This is a genomic window from Streptomyces sp. NBC_00287 (assembly GCF_036173105.1).
In the GTDB taxonomy this organism is placed as follows: domain Bacteria; phylum Actinomycetota; class Actinomycetes; order Streptomycetales; family Streptomycetaceae; genus Streptomyces.
Map to the genome: position 1 here is coordinate 3,738,638 of NZ_CP108053.1, position 23,219 is coordinate 3,761,856.

Annotated in this window: 28 protein-coding genes, 1 tRNA gene, 1 pseudogene and 1 riboswitch; of the genes and pseudogenes, 12 read left to right on the forward strand and 18 right to left on the reverse strand. The window is 68.2% G+C overall.

What is annotated here, in order from left to right:
- Positions 1-9: 9 nt before the first annotated feature.
- Entirely contained in the window at positions 10-2,361 is a 2,352-nt protein-coding gene (locus tag OHT76_RS16990) for a transglycosylase domain-containing protein (RefSeq protein WP_328871682.1), read from the forward strand.
- 22 nt (positions 2,362-2,383) lie between these two features.
- Here the strand turns inward: OHT76_RS16990 and OHT76_RS16995 are convergent, their stop codons facing one another.
- From OHT76_RS16995 to OHT76_RS17005, 3 genes are all read right to left on the reverse strand, one after another.
- Positions 2,384-2,704 (reverse strand): DMT family transporter, encoded by a 321-nt coding sequence (locus tag OHT76_RS16995; RefSeq protein WP_328871683.1) that lies wholly within the window; start codon positions 2,702-2,704, stop codon positions 2,384-2,386.
- Between the two features lie 36 nt (positions 2,705-2,740).
- Positions 2,741-2,805: riboswitch (guanidine-III (ykkC-III) riboswitch) on the reverse strand.
- Positions 2,806-2,861: 56 nt separating this feature from the next.
- Positions 2,862-3,164 (reverse strand): GroES family chaperonin, encoded by a 303-nt coding sequence (locus OHT76_RS17000; RefSeq protein WP_443049923.1) that lies wholly within the window; start codon positions 3,162-3,164, stop codon positions 2,862-2,864.
- A gap of 94 nt (positions 3,165-3,258) precedes the next feature.
- Positions 3,259-3,588, reverse strand: a complete 330-nt coding sequence (locus OHT76_RS17005) for a DUF3618 domain-containing protein (protein ID WP_328871685.1) — start codon at positions 3,586-3,588, stop codon at positions 3,259-3,261.
- 93 nt (positions 3,589-3,681) lie between these two features.
- Between OHT76_RS17005 and bcp the strand changes: the two genes are divergently transcribed.
- The 4 genes from bcp (at position 3,682) to OHT76_RS17025 (ending at position 5,534) form a co-directional block, all read left to right on the forward strand.
- Positions 3,682-4,149, forward strand: coding sequence for a thioredoxin-dependent thiol peroxidase (gene bcp / locus OHT76_RS17010; protein ID WP_328871686.1), 468 nt, complete (start codon positions 3,682-3,684; stop codon positions 4,147-4,149).
- Positions 4,150-4,287: 138 nt separating this feature from the next.
- Positions 4,288-4,929 (forward strand): HNH endonuclease signature motif containing protein, encoded by a 642-nt coding sequence (locus tag OHT76_RS17015; protein WP_328871687.1) that lies wholly within the window; start codon positions 4,288-4,290, stop codon positions 4,927-4,929.
- A 14-nt stretch (positions 4,930-4,943) separates the two neighbouring features.
- Positions 4,944-5,465, forward strand: coding sequence for an HNH endonuclease signature motif containing protein (locus OHT76_RS17020; RefSeq protein WP_328871688.1), 522 nt, complete (start codon positions 4,944-4,946; stop codon positions 5,463-5,465).
- Positions 5,451-5,534, forward strand: a tRNA-Leu gene (locus OHT76_RS17025). Before OHT76_RS17020 ends, OHT76_RS17025 begins: the two co-directional genes overlap by 15 nt.
- A gap of 43 nt (positions 5,535-5,577) precedes the next feature.
- Here OHT76_RS17025 and rdgB read toward each other — a convergent pair.
- The 4 genes from rdgB to OHT76_RS17045 all read right to left on the reverse strand — a co-directional run bounded on the left by rdgB (position 5,578) and on the right by OHT76_RS17045 (position 7,801).
- The gene (gene rdgB / locus OHT76_RS17030) at positions 5,578-6,180 is read right to left on the reverse strand and encodes an RdgB/HAM1 family non-canonical purine NTP pyrophosphatase (protein ID WP_328871689.1); all 603 of its coding nucleotides are present in this window, start codon (positions 6,178-6,180) and stop codon (positions 5,578-5,580) included.
- A gap of 10 nt (positions 6,181-6,190) precedes the next feature.
- Positions 6,191-6,592: a hypothetical protein gene (locus tag OHT76_RS17035; protein WP_328871690.1), complete on the reverse strand. Its 402-nt coding sequence runs from the start codon at positions 6,590-6,592 to the stop codon at positions 6,191-6,193.
- Positions 6,593-6,736: 144 nt separating this feature from the next.
- Entirely contained in the window at positions 6,737-7,474 is a 738-nt protein-coding gene (gene rph, locus OHT76_RS17040; protein WP_328871691.1) for a ribonuclease PH, read from the reverse strand.
- Between the two features lie 93 nt (positions 7,475-7,567).
- Positions 7,568-7,801 carry a PTS glucose/sucrose transporter subunit IIB gene (locus OHT76_RS17045; protein WP_328871692.1) on the reverse strand — a complete coding sequence of 78 codons (234 nt, stop codon included), beginning with the start codon at positions 7,799-7,801 and terminating at the stop codon, positions 7,568-7,570.
- Between the two features lie 127 nt (positions 7,802-7,928).
- Between OHT76_RS17045 and OHT76_RS17050 the strand changes: the two genes are divergently transcribed.
- On the forward strand, positions 7,929-9,215 hold the full coding sequence (locus OHT76_RS17050; RefSeq protein WP_328876548.1) for a PTS transporter subunit EIIC: 1,287 nt from the start codon (positions 7,929-7,931) through the stop codon (positions 9,213-9,215).
- Positions 9,216-9,352: 137 nt separating this feature from the next.
- On the forward strand, positions 9,353-10,603 hold the full coding sequence (locus OHT76_RS17055) for a PTS transporter subunit EIIC (protein WP_328871693.1): 1,251 nt from the start codon (positions 9,353-9,355) through the stop codon (positions 10,601-10,603).
- A gap of 67 nt (positions 10,604-10,670) precedes the next feature.
- Here OHT76_RS17055 and OHT76_RS17060 read toward each other — a convergent pair whose 3' ends face one another.
- Complete coding sequence (locus tag OHT76_RS17060) at positions 10,671-11,423, reverse strand: MBL fold metallo-hydrolase (RefSeq protein WP_328871694.1); 753 nt, start codon at positions 11,421-11,423, stop codon at positions 10,671-10,673.
- 258 nt (positions 11,424-11,681) lie between these two features.
- Between OHT76_RS17060 and OHT76_RS17065 the strand changes: the two genes are divergently transcribed.
- Positions 11,682-11,963 (forward strand): hypothetical protein, encoded by a 282-nt coding sequence (locus OHT76_RS17065; RefSeq protein WP_328871695.1) that lies wholly within the window; start codon positions 11,682-11,684, stop codon positions 11,961-11,963.
- A 41-nt stretch (positions 11,964-12,004) separates the two neighbouring features.
- The gene (locus OHT76_RS17070; RefSeq protein WP_328871696.1) at positions 12,005-12,436 is read left to right on the forward strand and encodes a type II toxin-antitoxin system PemK/MazF family toxin; all 432 of its coding nucleotides are present in this window, start codon (positions 12,005-12,007) and stop codon (positions 12,434-12,436) included.
- Positions 12,437-12,440: 4 nt separating this feature from the next.
- Here OHT76_RS17070 and OHT76_RS17075 read toward each other — a convergent pair whose 3' ends face one another.
- From OHT76_RS17075 to clpS, 7 genes and pseudogenes are all read right to left on the reverse strand, one after another.
- A complete protein-coding gene (locus tag OHT76_RS17075) occupies positions 12,441-13,391 on the reverse strand; it encodes a PLP-dependent cysteine synthase family protein (RefSeq protein WP_328871697.1) in 951 nt (316 codons plus the stop codon).
- Between the two features lie 6 nt (positions 13,392-13,397).
- On the reverse strand, positions 13,398-13,676 hold the full coding sequence (locus OHT76_RS17080; protein ID WP_328871698.1) for a MoaD/ThiS family protein: 279 nt from the start codon (positions 13,674-13,676) through the stop codon (positions 13,398-13,400).
- Between the two features lie 97 nt (positions 13,677-13,773).
- The gene (locus tag OHT76_RS17085; protein ID WP_328871699.1) at positions 13,774-13,869 is read right to left on the reverse strand and encodes a putative leader peptide; all 96 of its coding nucleotides are present in this window, start codon (positions 13,867-13,869) and stop codon (positions 13,774-13,776) included.
- 108 nt (positions 13,870-13,977) lie between these two features.
- Positions 13,978-14,400, reverse strand: a complete 423-nt coding sequence (locus OHT76_RS17090) for a M67 family metallopeptidase (protein ID WP_328871700.1) — start codon at positions 14,398-14,400, stop codon at positions 13,978-13,980.
- A 74-nt stretch (positions 14,401-14,474) separates the two neighbouring features.
- Positions 14,475-15,746, reverse strand: a pseudogene (locus tag OHT76_RS17095) (amino acid permease); the annotation flags it as partial.
- 257 nt (positions 15,747-16,003) lie between these two features.
- The gene (locus OHT76_RS17100; protein WP_328871701.1) at positions 16,004-16,609 is read right to left on the reverse strand and encodes a DUF2017 domain-containing protein; all 606 of its coding nucleotides are present in this window, start codon (positions 16,607-16,609) and stop codon (positions 16,004-16,006) included.
- A gap of 12 nt (positions 16,610-16,621) precedes the next feature.
- Positions 16,622-16,939: an ATP-dependent Clp protease adapter ClpS gene (clpS, locus tag OHT76_RS17105; protein WP_095754611.1), complete on the reverse strand. Its 318-nt coding sequence runs from the start codon at positions 16,937-16,939 to the stop codon at positions 16,622-16,624.
- Positions 16,940-16,996: 57 nt separating this feature from the next.
- Between clpS and OHT76_RS17110 the strand changes: the two genes are divergently transcribed.
- Both OHT76_RS17110 and OHT76_RS17115 read left to right on the forward strand, forming a co-directional pair.
- Positions 16,997-18,343, forward strand: a complete 1,347-nt coding sequence (locus OHT76_RS17110; RefSeq protein WP_328871702.1) for a nicotinate phosphoribosyltransferase — start codon at positions 16,997-16,999, stop codon at positions 18,341-18,343.
- 75 nt (positions 18,344-18,418) lie between these two features.
- Positions 18,419-19,009, forward strand: a complete 591-nt coding sequence (locus tag OHT76_RS17115) for an isochorismatase family protein (protein ID WP_328871703.1) — start codon at positions 18,419-18,421, stop codon at positions 19,007-19,009.
- Here the strand turns inward: OHT76_RS17115 and OHT76_RS17120 are convergent.
- Complete coding sequence (locus tag OHT76_RS17120) at positions 19,006-19,350, reverse strand: hypothetical protein (RefSeq protein ID WP_328871704.1); 345 nt, start codon at positions 19,348-19,350, stop codon at positions 19,006-19,008. The genes OHT76_RS17115 and OHT76_RS17120 overlap by 4 nt on opposite strands.
- A 121-nt stretch (positions 19,351-19,471) precedes the next feature.
- Complete coding sequence (locus OHT76_RS17125; protein ID WP_328871705.1) at positions 19,472-21,829, reverse strand: immune inhibitor A domain-containing protein; 2,358 nt, start codon at positions 21,827-21,829, stop codon at positions 19,472-19,474.
- Positions 21,830-22,230: 401 nt separating this feature from the next.
- Here OHT76_RS17125 and OHT76_RS17130 point away from each other — a divergent pair, with 401 nt between their 5' ends.
- Complete coding sequence (locus OHT76_RS17130) at positions 22,231-22,491, forward strand: hypothetical protein (RefSeq protein ID WP_328871706.1); 261 nt, start codon at positions 22,231-22,233, stop codon at positions 22,489-22,491.
- A 2-nt stretch (positions 22,492-22,493) separates the two neighbouring features.
- Here OHT76_RS17130 and OHT76_RS17135 read toward each other — a convergent pair whose 3' ends face one another.
- A complete protein-coding gene (locus OHT76_RS17135) occupies positions 22,494-23,135 on the reverse strand; it encodes an RDD family protein (RefSeq protein WP_328871707.1) in 642 nt (213 codons plus the stop codon).
- Positions 23,136-23,219 lie beyond the last annotated feature (84 nt).

Here is a 23,219-nt window from a genome sequence, read left to right on the forward strand (position 1 = left end):
GGGCACTAGATGAGCGACGAGCCGCAGCCGCAGCAGCCGACCGAGAAGGCCAAGCGGCCCAGGCGCACCGGGTGGCGCCGGCTGATCCCGACCTGGCGCATGGTGCTCGGCACCTTCGTCGTCGGCGTGCTGCTGCTGGTCGGCCTGTTCTTCCTCGGCTACTCCCTGGTCAAGATCCCGCCGGCCAACGCGCTCGCCACCAAGCAGAGCAATGTCTTCCTGTACGCCGACGGCACCCAGCTCGCCCGCGACGGCGAGGTCAACCGGGAGAACGTCGACCTCGCACAGATCTCCAAGGACGCCCGCAACGCCGTACTGGCCGCCGAGGACCGGGACTTCTACAGCGAGTCCGCCATCGATCCCAAGGCGATGGTGCGCGCCGCCTGGAACACCGCCACCGGCAAGGGCAAGCAGTCCGGCTCCACGATCACCCAGCAGTACGTCAAGAACTACTACCTGGCCCAGGAACAGACCGTCACCCGCAAGGTGAAGGAGTTCTTCATCTCGATCAAGCTGGACCGCACGGAGTCCAAGGACCAGATCCTCGAGGGCTACCTCAACACCAGCTACTTCGGCCGCAACGCCTACGGCATCCAGGCCGCCGCCCAGGCCTACTACGGCGTCGACGCCGCCGAACTCAGCGCAGCCCAGGGCGCCTACCTCGCCGCCCTGCTCAACGCGCCCAGCGAGTACGACGTCGTCGCCCACCCCGAGAACAAGGCGGCAGCCCAGGCCCGTTGGAACTACGTCCTGGACGGCATGGTCACGGAGGACTGGCTCAGCCCCTCCGAGCGGGCGGGCCTGAAGTTCCCGATGCCGAAGGAGGCGACGGTCTCCACCGGCATGTCCGGGCAGCGCGGTTACATCGTCCAGATCGTGAAGGACTACCTCGTCCAGAACAAGATCGTGGACAAGGACGACCTCGACGCGGGCGGCTACCGCATCACCACCACGCTCCACAAGGACAAGCAGGACGCCTTCGTCGACGCGGTCAACGACAAGCTGATGGACAAGCTGGACCCGAAGGCCCGCAAGGTCGACTCCTACGTCCGCGCGGGCGGCGCCGCCATCGATCCCAAGAGCGGCAAGGTCGTCGCGATGTACAACGGCATCGACTACGTCAAGCAGTACACCCCCAACGCCGCGCGCCGCGACTTCCAGGTCGGCTCCACCTTCAAGCCGTTCGTGTTCACCTCGGCCGTCCAGAACGACTCCACGACCCAGGACGGCCGCCTCATCACCCCCAACACGATCTACGACGGCACCAACGAACGCCCCGTCCAGGGCTGGACCGGCACCTACGCCCCGGAGAACGAGGACTACGTCTCCTACGGCGACATCACCCTCCGCGAGGCCACCGACAAGTCCGTGAACTCGGTGTACGCGCAGCTGGCGGTGGACGTCGGCTCCGAGAAGGTCAAGGACACCGCGATCGCCCTCGGCCTGCCCTCGGACACCCCGGACCTCGAGCCGTCCCCGTCCATCGCGCTCGGCGTGGCCACCGCCAGCGTCCTGGACATGGCCGAGGCGTACGCCACGCTCGCCAACCACGGCAAGCACGGCACGTACACGATGATCGAGCGGATCACCAAGGACGGCGCGGACGTCATCGACCTGCCCGACCGCAAGACCTCGCAGGTCGTCACCCGGGAGGCCGCCGACACCACGACCTCGGTCCTGCAGAGCGTCGTCGAGAACGGCACCGCCACCGCCGCCCAGGCCGCGGGCCGTCCCGCCGCGGGCAAGACCGGCACCGCGGAGAAGGACCAGGCCGCCTGGTTCGCCGGCTACACCCCCGAACTCGCCACCGTCGTCGCCGTGATGGGCCAGGACCCGGTCACCGCCAAGCACGAGTCGCTGTACAACGTGATGGGCCTGCCGCGCATCAACGGCGGCGGGGCGCCCGCGGAGATCTGGGCGCAGTTCACCGAGGAGGCCCTGAAGGGCGAGCCGGTGACGGACTTCGACCTGGAGATCCAGGAGGGCGCCGACATCGTCCAGCCCCCGCCCGTGGAGCCGTCCGACGAGCCGACGACGGGCAGCACGGAAAGCGGCAGCCCGACGCCGGGCGGCGAGACACCGACGACGGGCGGCACCACCGGCGACACGACCACGGGCGGTACCCCGACCACCGGGGGTGGCACGACGACCGGCGGCGGTACGACGGACGGCGGCACGACCACCGACGGGGGGACGACGACGGACGGCGGCACCACCGACGGCGGGACCACCACCGACGGCGGCACCACGACGGACGGGGGCACCACCGGCGACACGACGACGGGTGGGGATGCGACCGGCGGCACCACCGGCGCCGGCACCACGGCGGGCACGCTGTCCTGGACCCGCCGAAGCGACTGATCAGTGCCCGCGGAGCGACTGGTCAGTGCCCGCTGGTCGCCTTGAGCCCCACCACGGCGACCAGCAGCAGACAGACGAAGAAGATCCGGGCGGCGGTCGCCGGCTCACCCAGGGCGACCATGCCGACCACCGCCGCACCGGCCGCCCCGATACCGACCCACACGCCATAGGCGGTACCGATGGGCAGGGAACGGGCGGCGTAGGACAGCAGCAGCATGCTGGCGACGATTCCGGCGCCGGTGAACAGGCTGGGCACGAGACGGGTGAAACCGTCGGTGTACTTCATCCCGATCGACCAGCCGACTTCGAGCAGACCGGCGACGGCGAGCAGAACCCAGGCCATGGGGGAAACCTCCGAGAGACGGAACGGACGGACGTCGGTGCGTCGTCTTTTCCTTGGTCCCGGTACGGCGCGTCTCGTCGGGGTTGCCTTCAAAGCTAGCAAAGGAACGACGAAAGGGGCCGGTGACGATGGTCACCAGCCCCTTTGAGCCGTTGCTTTACAGGTACAGCCCGGTCGAATCCTCGGACCCCTCGAACCGGTCGGCGGCCACGGCGTGCAGATCGCGCTCGCGCATCAGCACATAGGCGATGCCCCGCACCTCCACCTCGGCCCGGTCCTCCGGGTCGTACAGAACCCGGTCGCCGACCTCGACGGTCCGTACGTTCTGCCCCACCGCGACGACCTCGGCCCAGGCCAGCCGACGGCCGACCGCCGCGGTGGCCGGAATCAGGATCCCGCCACCGGAACGCCGCTCGCCCTCGCTGGTGTCCTGCCGTACGAGGACACGGTCGTGCAGCATCCGGATGGGGAGCTTGTCGTGATGGGGGGTGTCGTTTCTGTTGGCGCTCACGCCTCGAACCTACCTGCCTTCACCGCGTCCGTACGCCGCCGGGTCAGCGCTTACGGCGCCGGGTGCCGACGGCAAAAAGCCCCACGACCCCGACGACGAGCAGCGCGACCGGGACGACCCGCTCGAGCCGGGGCGCACCCTCCTCGTTCACGAACCGCGCCTTGACGTCACTCACGACCCGATTGACCTGGACGTAGGCACGCCCCAAAGTGTGATCGACATTGGAGACGACCTTGGCCTTCGCATCCCCGACGATGGTCTTCGGGTGGACCCGAACCCCGATCTCGTCGAGCGTCTCGGCCAGCACTTCGCGGCGACGCCTGATGTCCGCCTCGATCTGCGCCGGGGTTCTGGTGTCCGACGTTTCCGCCACCGTACGGCCTCCGAAGTCTCATGGTGCTGTTCCGGACAGTCTGTCAGCTCCACACGCCGCCGCACTGTCAGGACCCCCGGTTACGCTAGCGAGATGAGCGAGCGACTCCAGCCCGGGGACGTGGCCCCCGCCTTCACCCTCCCCGACGCCGACGGCAACGAGATCTCTTTGTCGGACCACAAGGGCCGCAAAGTGATCGTCTACTTCTACCCGGCGGCCCTGACCCCCGGCTGCACGAAGCAGGCCTGCGACTTCACGGACAACTTGGAGGTACTGGCCGGCGCCGGCTACGACGTCATCGGCATCTCCCCCGACGCCCCCGAAAAGCTGGCGAAGTTCCGCGAGAAGGAATCGCTGAAGGTAACGCTCCTCGCAGACCCGGACAAGACAGTCACGGAGTCCTACGCCGCCTACGGCGAGAAGAAGAACTACGGCAAGACGTACATGGGCGTCATCCGCTCCACGATCATCGTCGACGAACACGGCAAGGTCGAACGCGCCCTGTACAACGTCCGAGCGACGGGCCACGTGGCCAAGATCATCAAGGATCTGGGCATCTGAGAACCGCTTTCCACCACTGAGCGGCTCGCACGGGACACCCCGATGCGGGCCGCTTTTGCATATCGGGCGTGACTGTCCGATAAACGGCTCGTTACTCCGTACGAGCTGCGAACGCGCAGCCGGAACGGAGGGGGCTCGATGGGGGCCAGTGCGTACACCAGGGAGCGGCTGGAGGAGGCGGCTCGGGGGGCGCGGACGTTGTCGGAGGCGTGCGTGTGGTTGGGGGTGGAGCCGAACAGTTCGACGCGGCGGTATGTCATGGGGCGGATGAAGAAGCTGGGAGTGGATGTCTCGTACTTCGAGCGGGAGGGGGTGAAGTGGACCAAGGAGATCCTGCAGGCGGCTGTGTCGGCCTCGACGAACATGTGCGAGGTGCTGCGGCATCTTGGGCTTGAGGTGGTCGGCGGGCACCACACGCACATCAGTCGGCGGATCAAGGCGTATGGGATCGACACCTCGCACTTCCAGGTGCCGACACGGCGCGGCAAGGCGCGGCGTCCCCGGACACCGGAAGCGCTGCTCGTCGAACAGCCGCTGGGCGCGGCCCGGCGCATCTCGAGCGACCGCCTCAAGTGGGCGATGACGGAGCTGGGCATGCGGGAGCTGTGCGCCATGTGCGGCACGGAAGCGGTCTGGCGAGGCTGCCCACTCCCCCTTGAGGTCGACCACATCAACGGCAACTGGCGGGACAACCGCATCGAGAACCTACGGTTCCTGTGCCCCAACTGCCACTCGACGACTGACAATTACCGCGGGCGGGGCAAAGGCAGGGCGCTATGAGCCGATGGTGCAGGTTGCCTCGCCCCACAACCGAGGAGCTGCGCACGGCCGTCGCCGAGTCCATCTCCATCGCTGGGGTGCTCCGCAGCCTGGGGCGCCCCGACAGCGGCAGGCAACGCGCACTGCTGCGACAGTGGATCGCCGAGGAGCACCTGACGACGGAGCACTTCCTGGGGCAGGCACATCAGCGGGGCAGGCCCGGCGTGGTCCCCGCCAAGCGACCCGAGGAAATCCTGGTCAAGCACGACGGCAAACGCCGGACAAAGACGTACTTGCTGCGCCGCGCGCTGCGCGAGGTTGGCGTCCCCGAAGTGTGCGCGAAGTGCGGGGTCGGATCTGAGTGGCTCGGCAAGCCCATGCCGCTGGAGGTCGATCACATCAACGGGGACTGGCGGGACGACCGGCGGGAGAATCTGCGGTTGTTGTGCCCCAACTGCCACGCCATCACAAGCACCTGGTGCCGAGGCGGCCGCCGACGTTCTTCTGGCGACGACCACATGACCGGTACCATGGCCGTGCACGCGGCCGTGTCGTAACTGGCAGCCGAGCTGCGTTTAGATCGCAGTGGGCGAAAGCCCGTGTGGGTTCGAATCCCACCGGCCGCACGCACTCGGAGGGGCCGTCCGCCTGGACGGCCCCTCCCGTGTCTCAGCCCAACAGCTCCCGCACCACCGGCACCAACGCCCGAAACGCCTTCCCCCGGTGGCTGATCGCGTTCTTCTCGGCTGGGGTCAGTTCCGCGCAGGTTCGGGACTCGCCGTCCGGCTGGAGGATCGGGTCGTAGCCGAAGCCGTTGGTGCCGACCGGGGTGTGGCGCAATAGGCCTCGGAGTTGGCCCTCGACCACTCGCTCCCGGCCGTCCGGCAGGGCGAGGGCTGCCGCGCAGGCGAAGTGGGCGCCGCGGTGTTCGTCGGCGATGTCCGACAGCTGGGCCAGGAGCAGGTTCAGGTTCGCGCGATCGTCCCCATGCCTCCCCGCCCAGCGGGCCGAGAAGATGCCCGGGGCGCCGTTGAGGACGTCTACGCAGAGGCCCGAGTCGTCGGCTACCGCGGGCAGGCCTGTGGCCTGGGCCAGGGCGTGGGCTTTCAGGAGGGCGTTCTCGGCGAACGTCACTCCTGTTTCCTTGACGTCCGGGATGTCCGGGAACGCGTCCGCGCCGACGAGGTCATGGCTCAGACCTGCGTCGGCGAGGATCGCTTTCAGCTCGGTGATCTTTCCGGCGTTGCGTGTGGCGAGGATCAGGCGGGTCATGCCCCCAGTATCAGGGGGTGCAGACCTTCGTCAGTTCGCCGGCCGCGTCGGTGACCGGGGTGAGGTCGGGGGTCTCGTCGCCGTTCTTGACGGCCGTACGGACGTTGTCGACCGCGGCGGCGAGGTCGTCGACCGCCTTGCTGACGTCGGCGTTGTCGGTCTTCTCGCCGACCTCGTCGAGGTTCTTGTCGATGGAGTCGAGGGACTCGTCGATCTGCGTCGGGTCGTTCGCGGCGCTCTCCACGGCCTGCTGGAGCTCGGTCACGCTGTCCGCGACCGCCTCGGCGGTCTGGACGCAGTCCAGCGCCTTGCCGACGGCCTCGCAGCCGGTGGTCAGTCCAACGGTCAGCCCTACGGCCGCCACCGCGGCGACAATGGCGATACGGCTCCGACGGCGTCGGCTCGCGCCCATGCTGGTGTCCCTCCCGTGCTCAGGCCCTTGGCAGGCCCCCGTGCCTGGCCGGGCGCACGACGGTATGTCGTACGCCCGTACCCCTAGTGACGCTGGGGCGGGCGGCGTGGTTGCCCGTGCCGGACGCCTGGCTTGGTGCGTCCTTTACTTTTCGAGGACCGTATCAAGGGCCTTGCGCTGGAGGACAGCGAGTTCGGTGCAGCCCGAAACCGCCAGGTCCAGCAGGACGTTGAGCTCCTCGCGGGCGAAGGGCTCGGCCTCCGCGGTGCCCTGGACCTCGACGAAGCGGCCGTCGCCGGTGCAGACGACGTTCATGTCGGTCTCGGCCTTCACGTCCTCCTCGTAGCGGAGGTCGAGGAGCGGGACCCCGCCGACGATGCCGACCGACACCGCCGACACGGTTCCGGTCAGGGGCTGGCGGCCCGCCTTGATCAGCTTCTTGCCCTGGGCCCAGGCGATGGCGTCCGCGAGTGCCACGTACGCGCCCGTGATGGCCGCCGTACGCGTGCCGCCGTCGGCCTGCAGTACGTCGCAGTCCAGGACGATCGTGTTCTCGCCGAGCGCCTTGTAGTCGATGACCGCGCGCAGGGAGCGGCCGATGAGTCGGCTGATCTCGTGCGTACGGCCGCCGATCTTGCCGCGCACGGACTCGCGGTCGCCGCGGGTGTTGGTGGCGCGGGGCAGCATGGAGTACTCCGCGGTGACCCAGCCCTCGCCGCTGCCCTTGCGCCAGCGCGGGACGCCTTCGGTGACGGAGGCGGTGCAGAAGACCTTCGTGTCGCCGAAGGAGACGAGGACGGAGCCCTCGGCGTGCTTGCTCCAGCCGCGTTCGATGGTGACGGGGCGGAGCTGTTCGGGGGTGCGGCCGTCGATGCGTGACATGCCGATGAGCCTAGCCGTACATGTGGAAGGGGCCCCTCCCCCGGTGGGACGGGACCCCTGTCCGTGAACCCGGCCGCTTGAGGGGCCGGGGGCTCACATCATGTCTTCGATCTCCGCCGCGATCGGGTCGGCGTCGGTGCCGATGACGACCTGGATCGCGGTGCCCATCTTGACGACTCCGTGGGCGCCGGCCGCCTTCAGGGCCGCCTCGTTGACGAGGGAGGCGTCGGCGACTTCGGTGCGCAGGCGCGTGATGCAGCCCTCGACCTCTTCGATGTTGTCGATGCCGCCGAGTCCGGCGACGATCTTCTCAGCCTTGGTGGCCATTTCGGTCTCCTCACGCACAGTTGGCCCAACTTTTCGAGCGATTGCGCCGTACGTACCGAAAGATGACGTCACAGCTACCCAATCGTCGATAACTGGTCTACACCACCTGACAGGCGGTCGCCAACTGATGAACGCCCCCTCCGAGACCTCTCCGGCACGTCGGCGGTGGCAGTCGGCGTTCCAGGGCCTGCAGAAGATGGGACGCAGTCTTCAGCTGCCGATCGCGGTCCTGCCGGCCGCGGGCATTCTCAACCGGCTCGGCCAGCCCGATGTGTTCGGGGACGAGGGGCTCGGCTGGGACAACGTCGCCAAGGTGATGGACGGCGCGGGCGGCGCGCTGCTCGACGGTCAATTGGGACTGCCTCTGCTGTTCTGCGTCGGTGTCGCGATCGGCATGGCGAAGAAGGCGGACGGCTCGACCGCGCTCGCGGCGGTGGCGGGTTTCCTCGTCTACTACAACGTGCTGCGCCAGTTTCCCGAGGACTGCCCGGAGGGGGCGACGGAGGTCGAGACCGGCTGCCAGGCGACGGAAGGGGTGGTGACGGCCTTCACGTACCAGAACCCCGGGGTCTTCGGCGGCATCGTCATCGGCCTGTTGACGGCCTTCTTCTGGGCCCGCTATCACCGTACGAAGCTGGTGGACTGGCTCGGCTTCTTCAACGGCCGCCGTCTGGTGCCGATCATCATGGCGTTCGTCGCCATCGCCATCGCGGCGCTGTGTCTGTGGGTCTGGCCGCCGATCGGCAACGGGCTGGAGGACTTCAGCGACTGGCTGAGCGACGCGGGCGCCTGGGGTGCGGGTGTGTTCGGTATCGCCAACCGCGCACTGCTGGTGATCGGGCTGCATCAGTTCCTGAACGTGCCCATCTGGTTCCAGTTCGGCACCTACACCACGCCGGACGGCGAGGTGGTGCACGGCGACATCAATATGTTCCTGGCGGGCGATCCGGATGCGGGGCAGTTCCTGTCGGGCTTCTTCCCGATCATGATGTTCGCGCTGCCGGCCGCGGCCCTCGCGATCACGCACTGCGCCAAGCCGCACCGCCGCAAGGAGGTCGGCGGTCTGATGCTCTCGGTCGCGCTGACGTCGTTCGTCACCGGTATCACCGAGCCGATCGAGTACTCGTTCCTGTTCATCGCGCCGCTGTTGTACGTGGTGCACGCGGTGCTGACGGGTGTGTCGATGGCGGTGACGTGGGGGCTCGGGGTGCACGACGGCTTCAGCTTCTCCGCCGGTCTCATCGACTACATCATCAACTGGAACCTGGCGACCAGGCCGTGGGCGATCATTCCGATCGGGCTGGCCTTCGCAGTCGTGTATTACGTGATCTTCCGGTTCGCGATCACGAGATTCGATCTCAAGACGCCGGGCAGGGAGCCGGAGGAGGAACACGAGGACGTCACCAAGGCCTGATCAAAACCGCGCCGAATAACGGTTGCACAACCCGCGGTTCCGGTAACGGAATCGCGGGTTCCTTATGCGCCCTTCATCGTGCTACAACAGGTCTACACCACTGAGTGGTGTAGACCACCACCCGATGGAGGAAGTCTATGAGCACCGCCACCGCATCGGCGGCCCCCACGAAGAAGTGGGGATCCGGCCTGTTCCAGGGCCTGCAGAAGGTCGGCCGCAGCCTCCAGCTGCCGATCGCCGTATTGCCGGCGGCGGGCATTCTGCTGCGCCTCGGCCAGGACGACGTGTTCGGCAAGGACGGACTCGGCTGGAACAAGGTCGCGTCGGTCTTCGCCACCGCGGGCGACGCCGTCTTCGCCAACCTGCCCCTGCTGTTCTGTGTCGGCATCGCCATCGGCTTCGCCAAGAAGGCCGACGGCTCCACCGCACTGGCGGCGCTGGTCGGCTTCCTGGTCTACAAGAACGTGCTGACCGCGTTCCCGATCACCGAAGCAAAGGTCACCAAGGGTGCGGATGTCGCCGCCACCTACAACGACCCCAAGGTCTTCGGCGGCATCATCATGGGCCTCATAGCCGCCGTCACCTGGCAGCGCTTCCACCGCACCAAGCTCCCCGACTGGCTGGGCTTCTTCAACGGCCGTCGGCTGGTCCCGATCCTGATGGCCTTCATCGGCACCATCGTCGGTGTCTTCTTCGGTCTGGCCTGGGAGCCCGTCGGTGAGGTCATCACCAACTTCGGCGAGTGGATGACCGGTCTCGGCGCAGCGGGTGCGGGCATCTTCGGCGCGATCAACCGCGCGCTGCTCCCGGTCGGCATGCACCAGTTCGTCAACACCGTGGCCTGGCAGGAGATCGGCTCCTTCAAGGACTCGGCCGGTGCCGTCTGGCACGGCGACCTGCCGCGCTTCTTCCACGGCGACCCGACCGCGGGCCAGTTCATGACCGGCTTCTTCCCGATCATGATGTTCGCCCTCCCGGCCGCCGCCCTGGCGATCACGCACACGGCCCGCCCCGAGCGCCGCAAGGCCGTCGGCGGCATGATGATGTCGCTGGCGCTGACCTCGTTCGTCACCGGCATCACCGAGCCGATCGAGTTCGCGTTCATGTTCATCGCGCCGCTGCTCTACGTCATCCACGCGGTGCTGACCGCGCTCTCGATGGCCGTCACCTGGGCCATGGGCGTGCACCACGGCTTCAGCTTCTCGGCCGGCGCGATCGACTACTTCCTCAACTGGAACCTGGCCACCAAGCCCTGGATGATCATCCCGATCGGCCTGGTCTTCGCGGCGATCTACTACTCGGTCTTCCGCTTCGCGATCATCAGATTCAACCTCACCACCCCCGGCCGCGAGCCCGACGAGGAGCTCGAGGACCTCACCAAGGCGTGAGCCGCCGCTGAACCACGACGAGGCCCCCCGGAACACTCCGGGGGGCCTCGTTCTGTCGTAGTCGCCGTCAGATCTCGTACGTCTGCCTCGGCGCCGCCAGTTCCGCCGGACCGTCGTAGACCGCGCGGGCGTCGGCGAGGTTGAGCTGGGCGTCGGTCCACGGGGGGATGTGGGTCAGGACCAGGCGGCGGGCGCCCGCTCGGGCCGCCGTCTCGCCCGCCTCGCGGCCGTTGAGGTGCAGGTCGGGGATGTTCTCCTTGCCGTGCGTGAACGCCGCCTCGCACAGGAACAGATCGGTGTCGCGGGCGAGTTCGTCGAGCGTCGGGGTGACGCCGGTGTCGCCGGAGTACGTCAGGGACCTCCCGCCGTGCTCGACGCGGATGCCGTACGCCTCCACCGGATGGGCCACGCGCTCCGTGTGCACCGTGAACGGGCCGATCTCGAAGGTGGACGGCTTGACGGTGTGGAAGTCGAAGACCTCGCTCATCGAGGAGGCCGAGGGGGTGTCGGCGTAGGCCGTGGTCAGCCGGTGCTCCGTGCCCTCGGGTCCGTAGACCGGGATGGGGGCGCAGCGGCCGCCGTCGTGGCGGTAGTAGCGTGCGACGAAGTACGCGCACATGTCGATGCAGTGGTCGGCGTGCAGATGGCTCAGGAAGATCGCGTCGAGGTCGTAGAGACCGCAGTGGCGCTGCAGCTCGCCCAGGGCGCCGTTGCCCATGTCGAGGAGCAGCCGGAAGCCGTCGGCCTCGACGAGGTAGCTCGAGCAGGCCGATTCCGCGGACGGGAACGACCCCGAGCAGCCGACGACGGTGAGCTTCATGAAGCAGAAACCTCCGCTGGCGGGAAATCCGGATAGGGGGCGACGGGGGTCGTGCGGTGCGTCGAGCGTAAGGCGCAAAACGTCGGGTCGCTCCTCCGCCAAGGGCTGTTGTGGGCGAACTCACCTGTGCTGTCACCGGTTCGGCTGCCGCCCGCTGTCAGTTGTTCGAGATCACCCGCAGGGGGCACTCCGCTCGCCGGTGCCCGCCGTCGCCTCTAGCGTCGGGCGGGGGTCACTCGGAATTCGGAGGAGCCTGACATGGCGGTACTGGTGCACAACGAAGCCGCGGATTGGACGAAGGAGCTCTACCAGGCGACGTTCGACCTGGCGATCCCGGACCGGACGCAGCCGCCGGCGGGGCTCATCGCCCACCTCGCGGCGCCCCGCGAGGCGGGTGGCTGGCAGGTCATCGACATCTGGGAGTCGGAGGACGCCTTCCGGCGCTTCCTGGAGGGCTCCGTCATCCCCGCCGCTCAGGAACTCGGAGCGCCGCCGTTCGACACGAAGGTGGTCGAGTTGTACAACTCCCTGATCCCGTAGTCGCGGCGCGGGGGCGCGGGCGCACCGGTACCGTCGTTGGTATGGACACGTCCTGGTGGCTGGCGCTCGCGGCGGTGGTGCTGCTCGCGCTCGTCGCCGCGCTCGTGGACGGGTGGGGGCGCGGACGGCGTCCCCCGGGGCGGCGCCTGCGGCGGGTGGCGGCGCGGCCGCAGCCGACGGAGATCTGGTGGGCGAGCGTGCCCTACGAGGACCGGCCCGGTGCGAAGGACCGGCCGTGTCTGGTGCTGGCGGTGCATGGGAAGCGGGTGCGCGTCGCGAAGATCACCAGCCGCTATCACGACGAGCGGGCCGGGGTGATTCCGTTGCCGCCGGGTGCGGTGAGCGATGCTCAGGGGCGGGCGAGCTTCCTGGAGACGGACGAGCTGCGCGAGGTGCCCGTGTGGGACTTCCGCCGGAAGGTGGGGGTGGTGGACCCGGTCCTTTGGGACCAGGTCCGTCACCTGGCTACATGAGGGCCTACGCCCAGAGTTGACCCTGAAGGGTCTCGATCGCTTCTTCTGTCGTCGCCGCCGTGTAGACGCCCGTCGACAGGTACTTCCAGCCGCCGTCGGCCACGACGAACACGATGTCGGCGGACTCCCCCGCCTTCAGCGCCTTGTTGCCGACGCCGATCGCGGCGTGCAGGGCCGCGCCGGTGGAGACGCCGGCGAAGATGCCCTCCTGCTGGAGCAGCTCACGGGTGCGGGTGACCGCGTCCGCCGAGCCGACGGAGAAGCGGGTGGTGAGGACCGAGGCGTCGTACAACTCCGGTACGAAGCCCTCGTCGAGGTTCCTGAGGCCGTACACCAGGTCGTCGTAGCGCGGTTCGGCGGCGACGATCTTCACGTCCGGCTTGTGCTCACGGAGGTAGCGGCCGACGCCCATCAGGGTGCCGGTGGTGCCGAGGCCGGCCACGAAGTGGGTGATGGACGGGAGGTCGGTGAGGATCTCGGGGCCCGTGGTCGCGTAGTGGGCGCCCGCGTTGTCCGGGTTGCCGTACTGGTAGAGCATCACCCAGTCGGGGTGCTCGGCCGACAGCTCCTTGGCGACGCGTACGGCCGTGTTGGAGCCGCCCGCCGCCGGGGAGGAGATGATCTCGGCGCCCCACATGCCGAGCAGGTCCCGGCGCTCCTGCGAGGTGTTCTCGGGCATCACGCAGACCATGCGGTAGCCCTTGAGCTTGGCGGCCATGGCCAGTGAGATGCCGGTGTTGCCGGAGGTGGGCTCCAGAATCGTGCAGCCCGGGGTCAGACGGCCGTCCTTCTCCGCCTGCTCGATCATGTGCAGGGCCGGGCGGTCCTTGACCGAGCCGGTGGGGTTGCGGTCCTCCAGCTTGGCCCAGATGCGGACCTCGGCGGACGGCGACAGCCGCGGCAGGCGCACCAGGGGGGTGTTGCCTACCGCGGCCAGCGGGGAGTCGTAGCGCATACGGGATCAGACCATGCCGCCGGCCACGGCCGGCAGGATCGTGACGTTGTCGCCGTCGGTGAGCTTGGTGTTGATGCCGTCGAGGAAGCGGACGTCCTCGTCGTTCAGGTAGACGTTGACGAACCGGCGCAGCTGCTCGCCGTCCACGATGCGGGCGCGGATGCCCGCATGCCGGGTCTCCAGGTCGGTGAACAGGTCGGCGAGGGTGTCACCGCTGCCCTCCACCGCCTTCTGACCGTCGGTGTACTGGCGGAGGATGGTGGGGATGCGGACCTCGATGGCCATGGCAAGGGGCTCCTGTCGGAAAAGTGGTCTGGTCTCAGTGGGCGCGCGCGTCGACGGCGCGCCGCGGCAACACGGCCGTACGGCTACAGCGGGACGGTCAACAGATGGCGCTGTTCAGCCTGCACAGGTCGACGTGCAGCCGCGCAACGAGCATCGTGCCCGGCGCCTTGTCGCTCACGTCGAGAAGAACCATGGGCTCATCGTATCGATTCCCGGACCGGCTCCAGGAGTGTGATCTCACCATACGGACGCAATTCTCCACGATGCGAGATCAGAGGGTTTCAGCGGGTCTCAGTCGGTCTCAGTAGGCCTCTACGACCTTGACCTCTTCCTCCGTGATCTCGCCCTCCAGGATCCGGAACGAGCGGAACTGGAACTCGCCCAGGCCGTCGGTGTCGGCGGTGGAGACGAGGACGTAGTGCGCGCCGGGCTCGTTGGCGTAGGAGATGTCGGTGCGGGAGGGGTAGGCCTCGGTCGCCGTGTGGGAGTGGTAGATGACCACCGGCTCCTCGTCACGGTCGTCCAGCTCACGGTAGAGCTTGAGCAGATCGCCGGAGTCGAACTCGTAGAACGTGGGCGACATGGCCGCGTTCAGCATCGGGATGAAGCGCTCGGGGCGGTCGGACCCCTCCGGCCCCGCGATGACGCCGCACGCCTCGTCGGGGTGGTCCTTGCGCGCGTGCGCGACGATCTGGTCGACGAGGGCCTGGGTGATGGTCAGCATGCTGGCCAGGATAAGCAGAAGGGCCGCCGCGTACCGAAGGATGGTACGGGGCGGCCCACATAGTGAGCTGAGGGTCAGCCGACCTTCTCGAACTCCGGCTCACGGCGCTCCGTGATCTCGGGGTTGCGGGACTTCAGCACGGCCCAGCCGATGCCCAGCGCCGCCGCCCAGCCGGCCATCACGTACAGGCAGACGCGGGAGTCGGCGTCGTAGGCGATGAGGCCCGTGACGAAGAGCAGGAAGACGATGGCGACCCAGCTGCACTTCGCGCCGCCGGGGGCCGGGAAGGACGAGGCCGGCAGGCGGCCGGCGTCGACCGCGCGGCGGTACATGACATGGCTGACCAGGATCATCAGCCAGGTCCAGATGCCGGCCGCGGTGGCGACGGAGACGACGTAGCCGAAGGCCTTCTCCGGGACGATGTAGTTCAGGACCACACCGATGCCCATGAAGAGCATGGAGACGGTGATGCCGAAGGCGGGCGTCTTGGTGGACGACAGCTTGCTGAACACCCGCGGCGCCTCGCCGCTCTCGGCCAGGTTCCGCAGCATGCGGCCCGTGGAGTACATGCCCGAGTTGCAGGACGACAGGGCGGCGGTCAGCACGACGAAGTTGACGATGGCCGCGCCCGCCGGGATGCCGATCTTCGCGAAGGCCGCGACGAAGGGGCTGACGCCCTCCGAGAACTCGGTCCACTTGACCACGCACAGGATGACGGTGAGGGCACCGACGTAGAAGAGCGCGATACGCCAGGGCAGGGTGTTGATCGCCTTGGGGAGGGTCTTCTCCGGGTTCTCGGACTCGCCCGCGGTGACACCGACCAGCTCGACCGCGAGGTAGGCGAACATGACGCCCTGCAGGGTCATCAGGGACGAGCCGATGCCCTTGGGGAAGAAGCCGTCGAAGGCCCAGAGGTTGGAGACCGCAGCGGTGTCACCGGCGTTGCTGAAGCCGAAGGTGAGGACGCCGAGGCCGATCACGATCATGCCGATCAGCGCGGTCACCTTGACCATCGAGAACCAGAACTCGATCTCGCCGAACAGCTTCACGGAGATCAGGTTGGCCGCGAACAGCAGCAGCAGGAACGCCAGCGCCGTGACCCATTGCGGGATGTCCGGGAACCAGTAGTTGACGTAGATCGCGGCGGCCGTGAGCTCGGCCATGCCGGTGACGACCCACATCAGCCAGTACGTCCAGCCGGTGAAATAGCCGAAGAACGGGCCGAGGAACTCGCGGGAGTACTCCGCGAAGGAACCCGAGACCGGGCGGTAGAGGAGCAGCTCACCGAGCGCCCGCATGATGAAGAAGATGATGACGCCCGCGAGGGCGTACATGAGGCGGATTGAATGGAGCGTTCTACCTGACCAGCGGTCTGCCGGTCGGTGGCGCACCCGGTCGGAACATGGGTGGTGTTCGCCGGGCGGTCGTGAAGATTTATCACGGCCGCAATATTGATCGTCCGGGCGCTCTGTGGCGCATCACACAGGAAGAAGCGGACAAGCCGCGCACAAAAGGGACACAGTGGGCCGGGAGGGTGACGTGATCGTTATTCGGATTTGAGCGTCCGCTGAGCGAACACACGGATCGGTCACAACCACCACGATCAGGGCATGAGCGTGGAGACGAGCGTCTCCTGGAGCCCGCCCAGCCAGAGGTACGCCATCACCATCGGCTTACGAGGGTCCTCGTCCGGCAGCCGGTAGAGCAGGTCGGTGTCGTCCTCGTCGACGATGTCGAGGCGCGAGCCGATCGCCAGGCGCAGATCGTTGAGGGCGCTGAGCCACTGGCGGGACTCCTCGGGGGTCAGCTTCAGCACCGCCCCGCCGTCACCGGCGGCGGTACTGAGCTCGTCCAGGGAGCGGATCACCGCGAGGGCGTTCTCCCGCTTGCCGGCCCGCAGGTCGTTCTCGGTGTAGCGGCGGAACTCGGCGGAGTACGCGCGCTGTTCCTCGGCCTCCTGGGGTCCGGGCGTGCCCTCGGGGTCGCTGTAGGCGTCCGGGAACAGCCGGCGCAGAACAGGGTCGGCGGGCGGTTCGCTCGGGCCGTCGGCGAAGAGTTCGGCGAGCGGGTCGTCGGGGGTGTCCTCACCGGGTCCCGGGCCGATCAGCTCCAGGAGCTGTACGGCCAGTGACCGGATGATGGAGATCTCGACGTCGTCGAGCGCGACGGCCGCGCCGCCGCCGGGGAGCGGTTCGAAGGTTCCTGGCATCAGCGCTGGTCGCTACTTCCGGTCCTGCTGGAGGGTGGCCCACAGACCGTATCCGTGCATGGCCTGCACATCGCGTTCCATCTCCTCGCGGGTGCCGCTGGAGACGACCGCTCGGCCCTTGTGGTGGACGTCGAGCATGAGCTTGGTGGCCTTGTCCTTGGAGTAGCCGAAGTACGTCTGGAAGACGTACGTCACATAGCTCATGAGGTTGACCGGGTCATTGTGGACGATCGTGACCCAGGGGACGTCGGGCTCGGGAACGGCGAATACCTCTTCCGCCGACTCGGTGCGTTCGATCTCTACGGGAGCGGGTGACGTCACATGGCCCATGCTGCCACGCACGCCCTAAATCGTCACACTGACGCGAAGTGCGGTAGCATCCTTGCCATGAACACAGCGGACCTTGGGCTGCCGGTGGACGTTCCTTCTACGGCGCTCTTCACGGATCAGTACGAGCTGACGATGCTCCGCGCCGCCCTGAAAGCGGGCACGGCCGAACGGCGGAGTGTGTTCGAGGTCTTCACGCGCCGACTGCCGAACGGGCGCCGCTACGGCGTGGTCGCGGGCACCGGACGGGTGCTGGACGCCGTCGAGAACTTCCGGTTCGACGCGGGCGTCCTCGGCTTCCTGCGCGAGCGCGCCATCGTCGACGAGGAGACCCTGGACTGGCTCGCCGGCTACCGCTTCAGCGGCGACATCTGGGGCTACCCCGAGGGCGAGGTGTACTTCCCGGGTTCGCCGATCATGCGGGTGGAGGGCTCCTTCGCCGAGTGCGTGCTGCTGGAGACGGTGATCCTGTCGATCCTCAACCACGACTCGGCCATCGCCGCGGCGGCCTCCCGGATGTCCTCCGCCGCCGGGGAGCGGCCGCTGATCGAGATGGGCGCCCGGCGCACCCACGAACTGGCCGCGGTCGCCGCCGCGCGCGCCGCGTACGTCGGCGGCTTCGCCACCACCTCCGACCTGGCGGCCGGTTTCCGCTACGGCATTCCGACCGTCGGCACCTCCGCGCACGCCTTCACCCTCCTCCACGACCGCGAGCGGGACGCCTTCCAGGCCCAGGTGAACTCGCTCGGCAGGGGCACGACCCTGCTCGTGGACACCTACGACGTCGCCGAGGCCGTCCGCATGGCCGTGGAGGTTGCCGGGCCCGAGTTGGGCGCGGTCCGTATCGACTCCGGGGACCTGCTCCTCGTGGCGCACCGGGTGCGCCAGCAGCTGGACGAGCTGGGCGCCCGGGACACGAAGATCATCGTGACCTCGGATCTCGACGAGTACGCCATCGCCTCGCTGGCGGCGGCGCCGGTGGACGCGTACGGGGTGGGCACCCAGCTGGTGACCGGCTCCGGGCACCCGACCTGCTCCATGGTCTACAAGCTGGTCGCCCGCGCCGAGTCCGCCGACCCCAAGGCGCCGCTGGTGCCGGTGGCGAAGAAGGCCACCGGCGGCAAGACCTCCATCGGCGGCCGCAAGTGGGCGGCGCGCCGCCTCGACGAGTACGGCGCCGCCGAGGCCGAGGTCATCGGCACCGGCGCGGTGCCCGCGGAGCTGGCCGACCGGCAGCTGCTGGTGGAGCTGGTCAAGGGCGGCGAGGTCGTGGCGCGCGAGCCGCTGGACGTCGTACGGGACCGGCACATCGCCGCCCGGGCGGGGCTGCCGCTGTCCGCTACACAGCTCTCGCGAGGGGAACCCGTCATTCCGACGGAGTACGTCCATCTGCGCTCGGGTAGCTAATTGCGGTGCGCCCTCCCGCTGTGCCGCCCAAGTGTCTAGGCTCGTAAGTTCACTCAAAGTCGAAGGACGTCCACCATGCGCCGCGCCTTGATCGTCGTTGACGTGCAGAACGACTTCTGCGAGGGGGGCAGCCTCGCGGTGGCCGGCGGCGCGGATGTCGCCGCCGCCATCACCGAGCTGGTCGGACAGGCCGCCGGTTCCGGGTACCAGCATGTGGTGGCCACCCGCGACCACCACATCGCGCCCGGCGGTCACTTCGCCGACAACCCCGACTACGTCCACTCCTGGCCGGCGCACTGTGTCGCGGGCACGGAGGGGGTCGGGTTCCACCCGAACTTCGCCCCGACGGTCGCCTCCGGCGCGATCGACGCCGTGTTCGACAAGGGGGCGTACGCGGCGGCGTACAGCGGGTTCGAGGGCGTCGACGAGAACGGCGTGACGCTCGCCGACTGGCTGCGGGCGCGGGAGGTCTCGGAGGTGGACGTGGTGGGCATCGCCACGGACCACTGTGTCCGCGCGACCGCCGTGGACGCCGCCCGCGAAGGCTTCCGCACGCATGTCCTGCTGGACCTGACCGCGGGCGTCGCCGAGGAGACGACGGACCGGGCGCTGGAGGAGATGCGCGAGGCCGGGGTGGAGCTCACCGGGAAGCCGGTCGTCGCCTAGGCCTGGGCCGCCGGTCTTCGCAGCAGGGCTCTGATCGGGCGCCACAGCTCCTGGGCCAGTTCCGGGGCCGCCGCGACACCGTTGTCAGGGGTGGTCCGCCATATCAGGCCGTCGGGGTGGTGCAGGACCGCGGTGATCTCGTCCGGGGTCGGCGGGGCCGCGTTGCCGCGCAGGTAGACCGCTCGCAGGCCCAGATTGCGGAGCCTGGTCAGGGCCCGGGCACGGTTGCGGGCGTGGACCAGGAAGCGGACCGAGCCGGTGCCGTCGGCGGTGGGCATGGGCAGGTTCAGCGCCACCACCACGCTGCCGGTCGGCAGCTTGCAGAAACCTCCTGCGGCCATGCGGTCACACCCCCGTGTGCGTCGGTGTCAATAAGAGAGCCACAGGACGCACCTAAACACGGATCGGCGGCAACCCGCCAGGGGTTGCCGCCGATACGCTTCTGACCTGCGAAAACGCTCTTTACTTCGCCGCGGGCCCGATTTCGACCGAGATCGTCGAGCCGTTCTTGGCCTCCTTGACGATCTTGATCTTGGTGTTGGTGTCAGTGATCTTTACCCCGGCGAGCGGAGTCGCCGCGTCGTAGTAGGTGCTGGTCCGGTCGTTGAAGACCGGCACCCCCTTCGACGACGGGATCTTGGTCGCGACGTCCGCGTTGTGCAGCGTCAGACCGTCCGTGCGGTACAGGCTGAAAGGCGAGTCGTAGGCCTGGATCCGGCTGCGCATCAGCGTGCCGTCCGACCACTTCATCGCCGTCGGGTGCGAGTCGACCGGCAGGATCAGACCGGCGCCCGGGTGCTTGCTGGTGTTGTTGTCCGCCTGGGAGGTGTCCCACTTCCAGATCAACAGACCGTTCTGGTACGGGTAGTGCTCCACCCAGCTCGGACGGGTCCCGGAGAAGCCGAAGTTGTACGGGCCGACCTTCAGGGTCTTGTCGTACGACACGTACTGACGGTTCTCGGCGATGTAGTACTGCGCGTAGTCCTTGGTGAAGGACGCGCCCATGCGCGTAAAGCCGCTCGCGGTCCACGCGGCGTCCGCCGTCTCGGCGTTGTCGGTGAACAGCGCCGTGCCGTCCGCGGTCACCGAGATCCGGTCGGCCGCGAAGCCCTTCTCGGCCACACCGCCGTCGGTGGCGTAGCGGAAGCGCAGGTCGATCTTCTTGCCGGCGTAGGCGTCCAGCGGGAAGGACAGCTTCTTGTACGTCTCCGAGAAGCCGGAGAGCGCGGGCTTGTCCGAGCCGTCACGCCCGATGGCCTGGCCGTCCACCGTGCCGTCGAGGGCGGTCCAGTTGGCGCCGCCGTCGGTGGAGACCTCGGTGTAGAGGTAGTCGTAGCCCGACTCGATGGCGTACCAGCCGTCGAAGCCCAGCGTCGCCGAGGACTTGCCGGTGAGGTCGACGGAACGGGTCAGCGTGTTCTTGAGGTTGTCGCCGCTGCCGCTCCACCACTGGCTCGCGCCCTCGGCCGGGGCGACGATCTCGGTGGTGACCGCCTTCTTGGGCAGCTCGACGATGAGCGCCTGCTTGTTCTTGGTGTTGTACTCGGCGACGCCCAGCTTGTGCTTCGACTTGGTCGCGGCCTTCGCCGTCGCGTAGTCGAGCCAGCCCAGCTGGAGCTTGTCCCAGGCGGTCATGTCACCGGGCAGATCGCCGATGGCCTCCTTGCCGGTGCCGAGCCAGGAGCCGGAGGACATCAGGGTCCAGAAGCCGGTGGAGTTCTCGCCGCCGCCGGAGGTGTCGTAGTGGTCCGGCAGACCGAGGTCGTGGCCGTACTCGTGGGCGAAGACGCCGAGTCCGCCGTTCTCCGGCTGGACCGTGTAGTCGCCGACCCAGATGCCGGTGTCACCGATCTGCGCGCCGCCGAGCCGGTTGTTGTCGGGGCCGGTGGCGCCGGCGTCGGTGCCGAAGGCGTACCAGCGGTGGGCCCAGATAGCGTCCTCGCCCTGTGCGCCGCCGCCCGCGGACTCGTCCTCACCGGCGTGCACGACCTGGAAGTGGTCGATGTAGCCGTCGGACTCGTTGAAGTCGCCGTCGCCGTCGAAGTCGTAGCGGTCCCACTGGTCGAACTGCTTGACGTCCGCCTGGATCTCGGCGTCGGTCCGCCCCGCTGCCTTCTGCTGGGCGACCCAGGCCGTCACACCGTCGCTGACGATGTTCCAGACGCTCGGGCAGTTGGTCTCACCGCACTTGTTGTTGCCGTAACGGGCCTCGTTGTAGGGGACCTTGACCCAGTCGGAGACCTCGCCCTCGATGGAGTAGCGGCCCGAGGACTGCTTCTCGTAGTACTTCTTCATCGACTCGACACCCTTGCCGGTGCCGAAGTAGAGGTCCTCGAAGTGCTTCTGGTTGTAGTCCGCCTGCCAGGCCGTGCTGTTGTCCTGGGCGCGGTCCGGCTCGGCTATCTGGTTGTGGGCCGGGCCGGGGGTGCCGCCGAAGTCGGGCATGGTCTGGTCGCCGAACTCGACCAGGATCGTGAAGATCTTGTCGGTCTTCTCGCGACCGAGCTCGACGTACTTGCTGTCGCCCTTCTTGCTCTTGAGCTCGACGACCTGGGAGCCCTCGCGCTCCTTCACGTTGGCCTTGCCGGATATGACCTGGTTCAGGGCCTCTTCGCGCTGGGCTTCCTGGGTCTGGCTCAGCGGGCCGTCGAGGTTGTGCTCGTGCTCTTCGTGCACCGGCGCCGGGTCGTGCCGGTCGATGGCGGGGCTCTTGGCCGTGTCGTCGGCCTGGGCCATGGTGAACGTCGAGAACGTGGCGGTGGCCGCCGCGAACGCGACAGCCGTCGCGGCCGCTCTGAACGTCCAGGGTCTGCTGGTCACTTGAGATCCTCCCCCGCGTTCGAGCGCGCACGACGGGAGGGTTCCTGGTCATGGAAAATTCGCGCGCGCGTGATCAACGCGTGTAGTCAAGTGACGACATTTGACTAGAGGTTCACCAGAAAAGACAGACCTTGACTTGAGCAGGTCAACTGCACTATGCGGAGTGGAGGTCCGCTTTACGGACGCCTGGAGCTCGCTCGACAGGCGCGCGACGCCGTCCACTTGGTGGACGCCATGACTCCGTGCGCCCCCCATGCACCGGTACTGTTGGTTAGGTCACGCTTACGCTTCGTTCCGCTCGGGCATGCAGGCGATTAGAGTCGATTGGCGGAACGCCCGGAAGCTGGCGGAATGCCAGGCCGACACCCCCGTGCACCCCCGATTCCGAGGACACGATCACCATGCCTCGTCCGACCGCCGCCCAGCTCGCCTACGGTTCGTGCACCGTGATCTTCTCGACCCTCGCCATGCTGCTGCTGTCACAGACGAGTTCGGGTGCGGGGATCGCGCTCATCGCCCTCGCGGCACTCGTCCTCGGACTGCTGGTCGCGCTGATCGTGCCGACGCCGAAGGCGCGCGTGATCGCGATCCGCAAGCCAGCCCCCGCCGTCACGGAAGACGCGCCCGTCCCGGCCCCGGTTCCCGAGCGCGCCGCGTCCTGACGCTAGCGGGTGCTGACCACCACCGTCTTGGCCGCCTTGTCGTGCAGGCCCTGCTTGTAGGGCTTGTCGAAGAAGCTCCAGCCCCCACAGATGGCGGTCCAGACACAGGCGCAGCAGAAGGCGAACGGGATCCACAGCACCAAGGACCGCACCAGCGCGGTCTGTACGGAGGGCGTGGAGCCGTTGTCCAGGTTGGCCACCCGCATGCCCAGCCACTTCTTGCCGAGCGTCTGGCCGGACCTGGAGATCATGAAGGTGTCGTAGCCGATGTAGAGCAGGGCGGCGATGAGCGACTGCCCGAGGGACTTGCCGTAGTCGACGTCGTCGGCGTTCACGTCCAGCTCGTTGACCCGGAACGCCCAGGTGAGCAGCCACACGACGACGGCCACCATCACCATGTCGATGATCCGCGCCAGCGTGCGCTTGCCGCTGTCGGCGAGCGGGGGCATGCCCGCGAGCGGGTCGGAGGGGTAACCGCCGCCGCCGTAGGGGTCACCGCCGTAGGGGCCGCCGCCCTGATGCGGAGGCGGCTGGCCGTAGGGCGAGCCGTCGCCCGCACCGGTGTCCCCGGACGGGGGCTGCTTCCTGAACGGGTCGTCTTCCGGCGGCTGCTGACCGGAGCCGGGGGGCGGTTCACTGCTCATGGCCCGAGTCGACCGCGAACCCTCCGCGCGCGCATCCGGCGAGCGGCCGTCCGGGGTACGGAATCAACCGGGCAATTCGCCGTA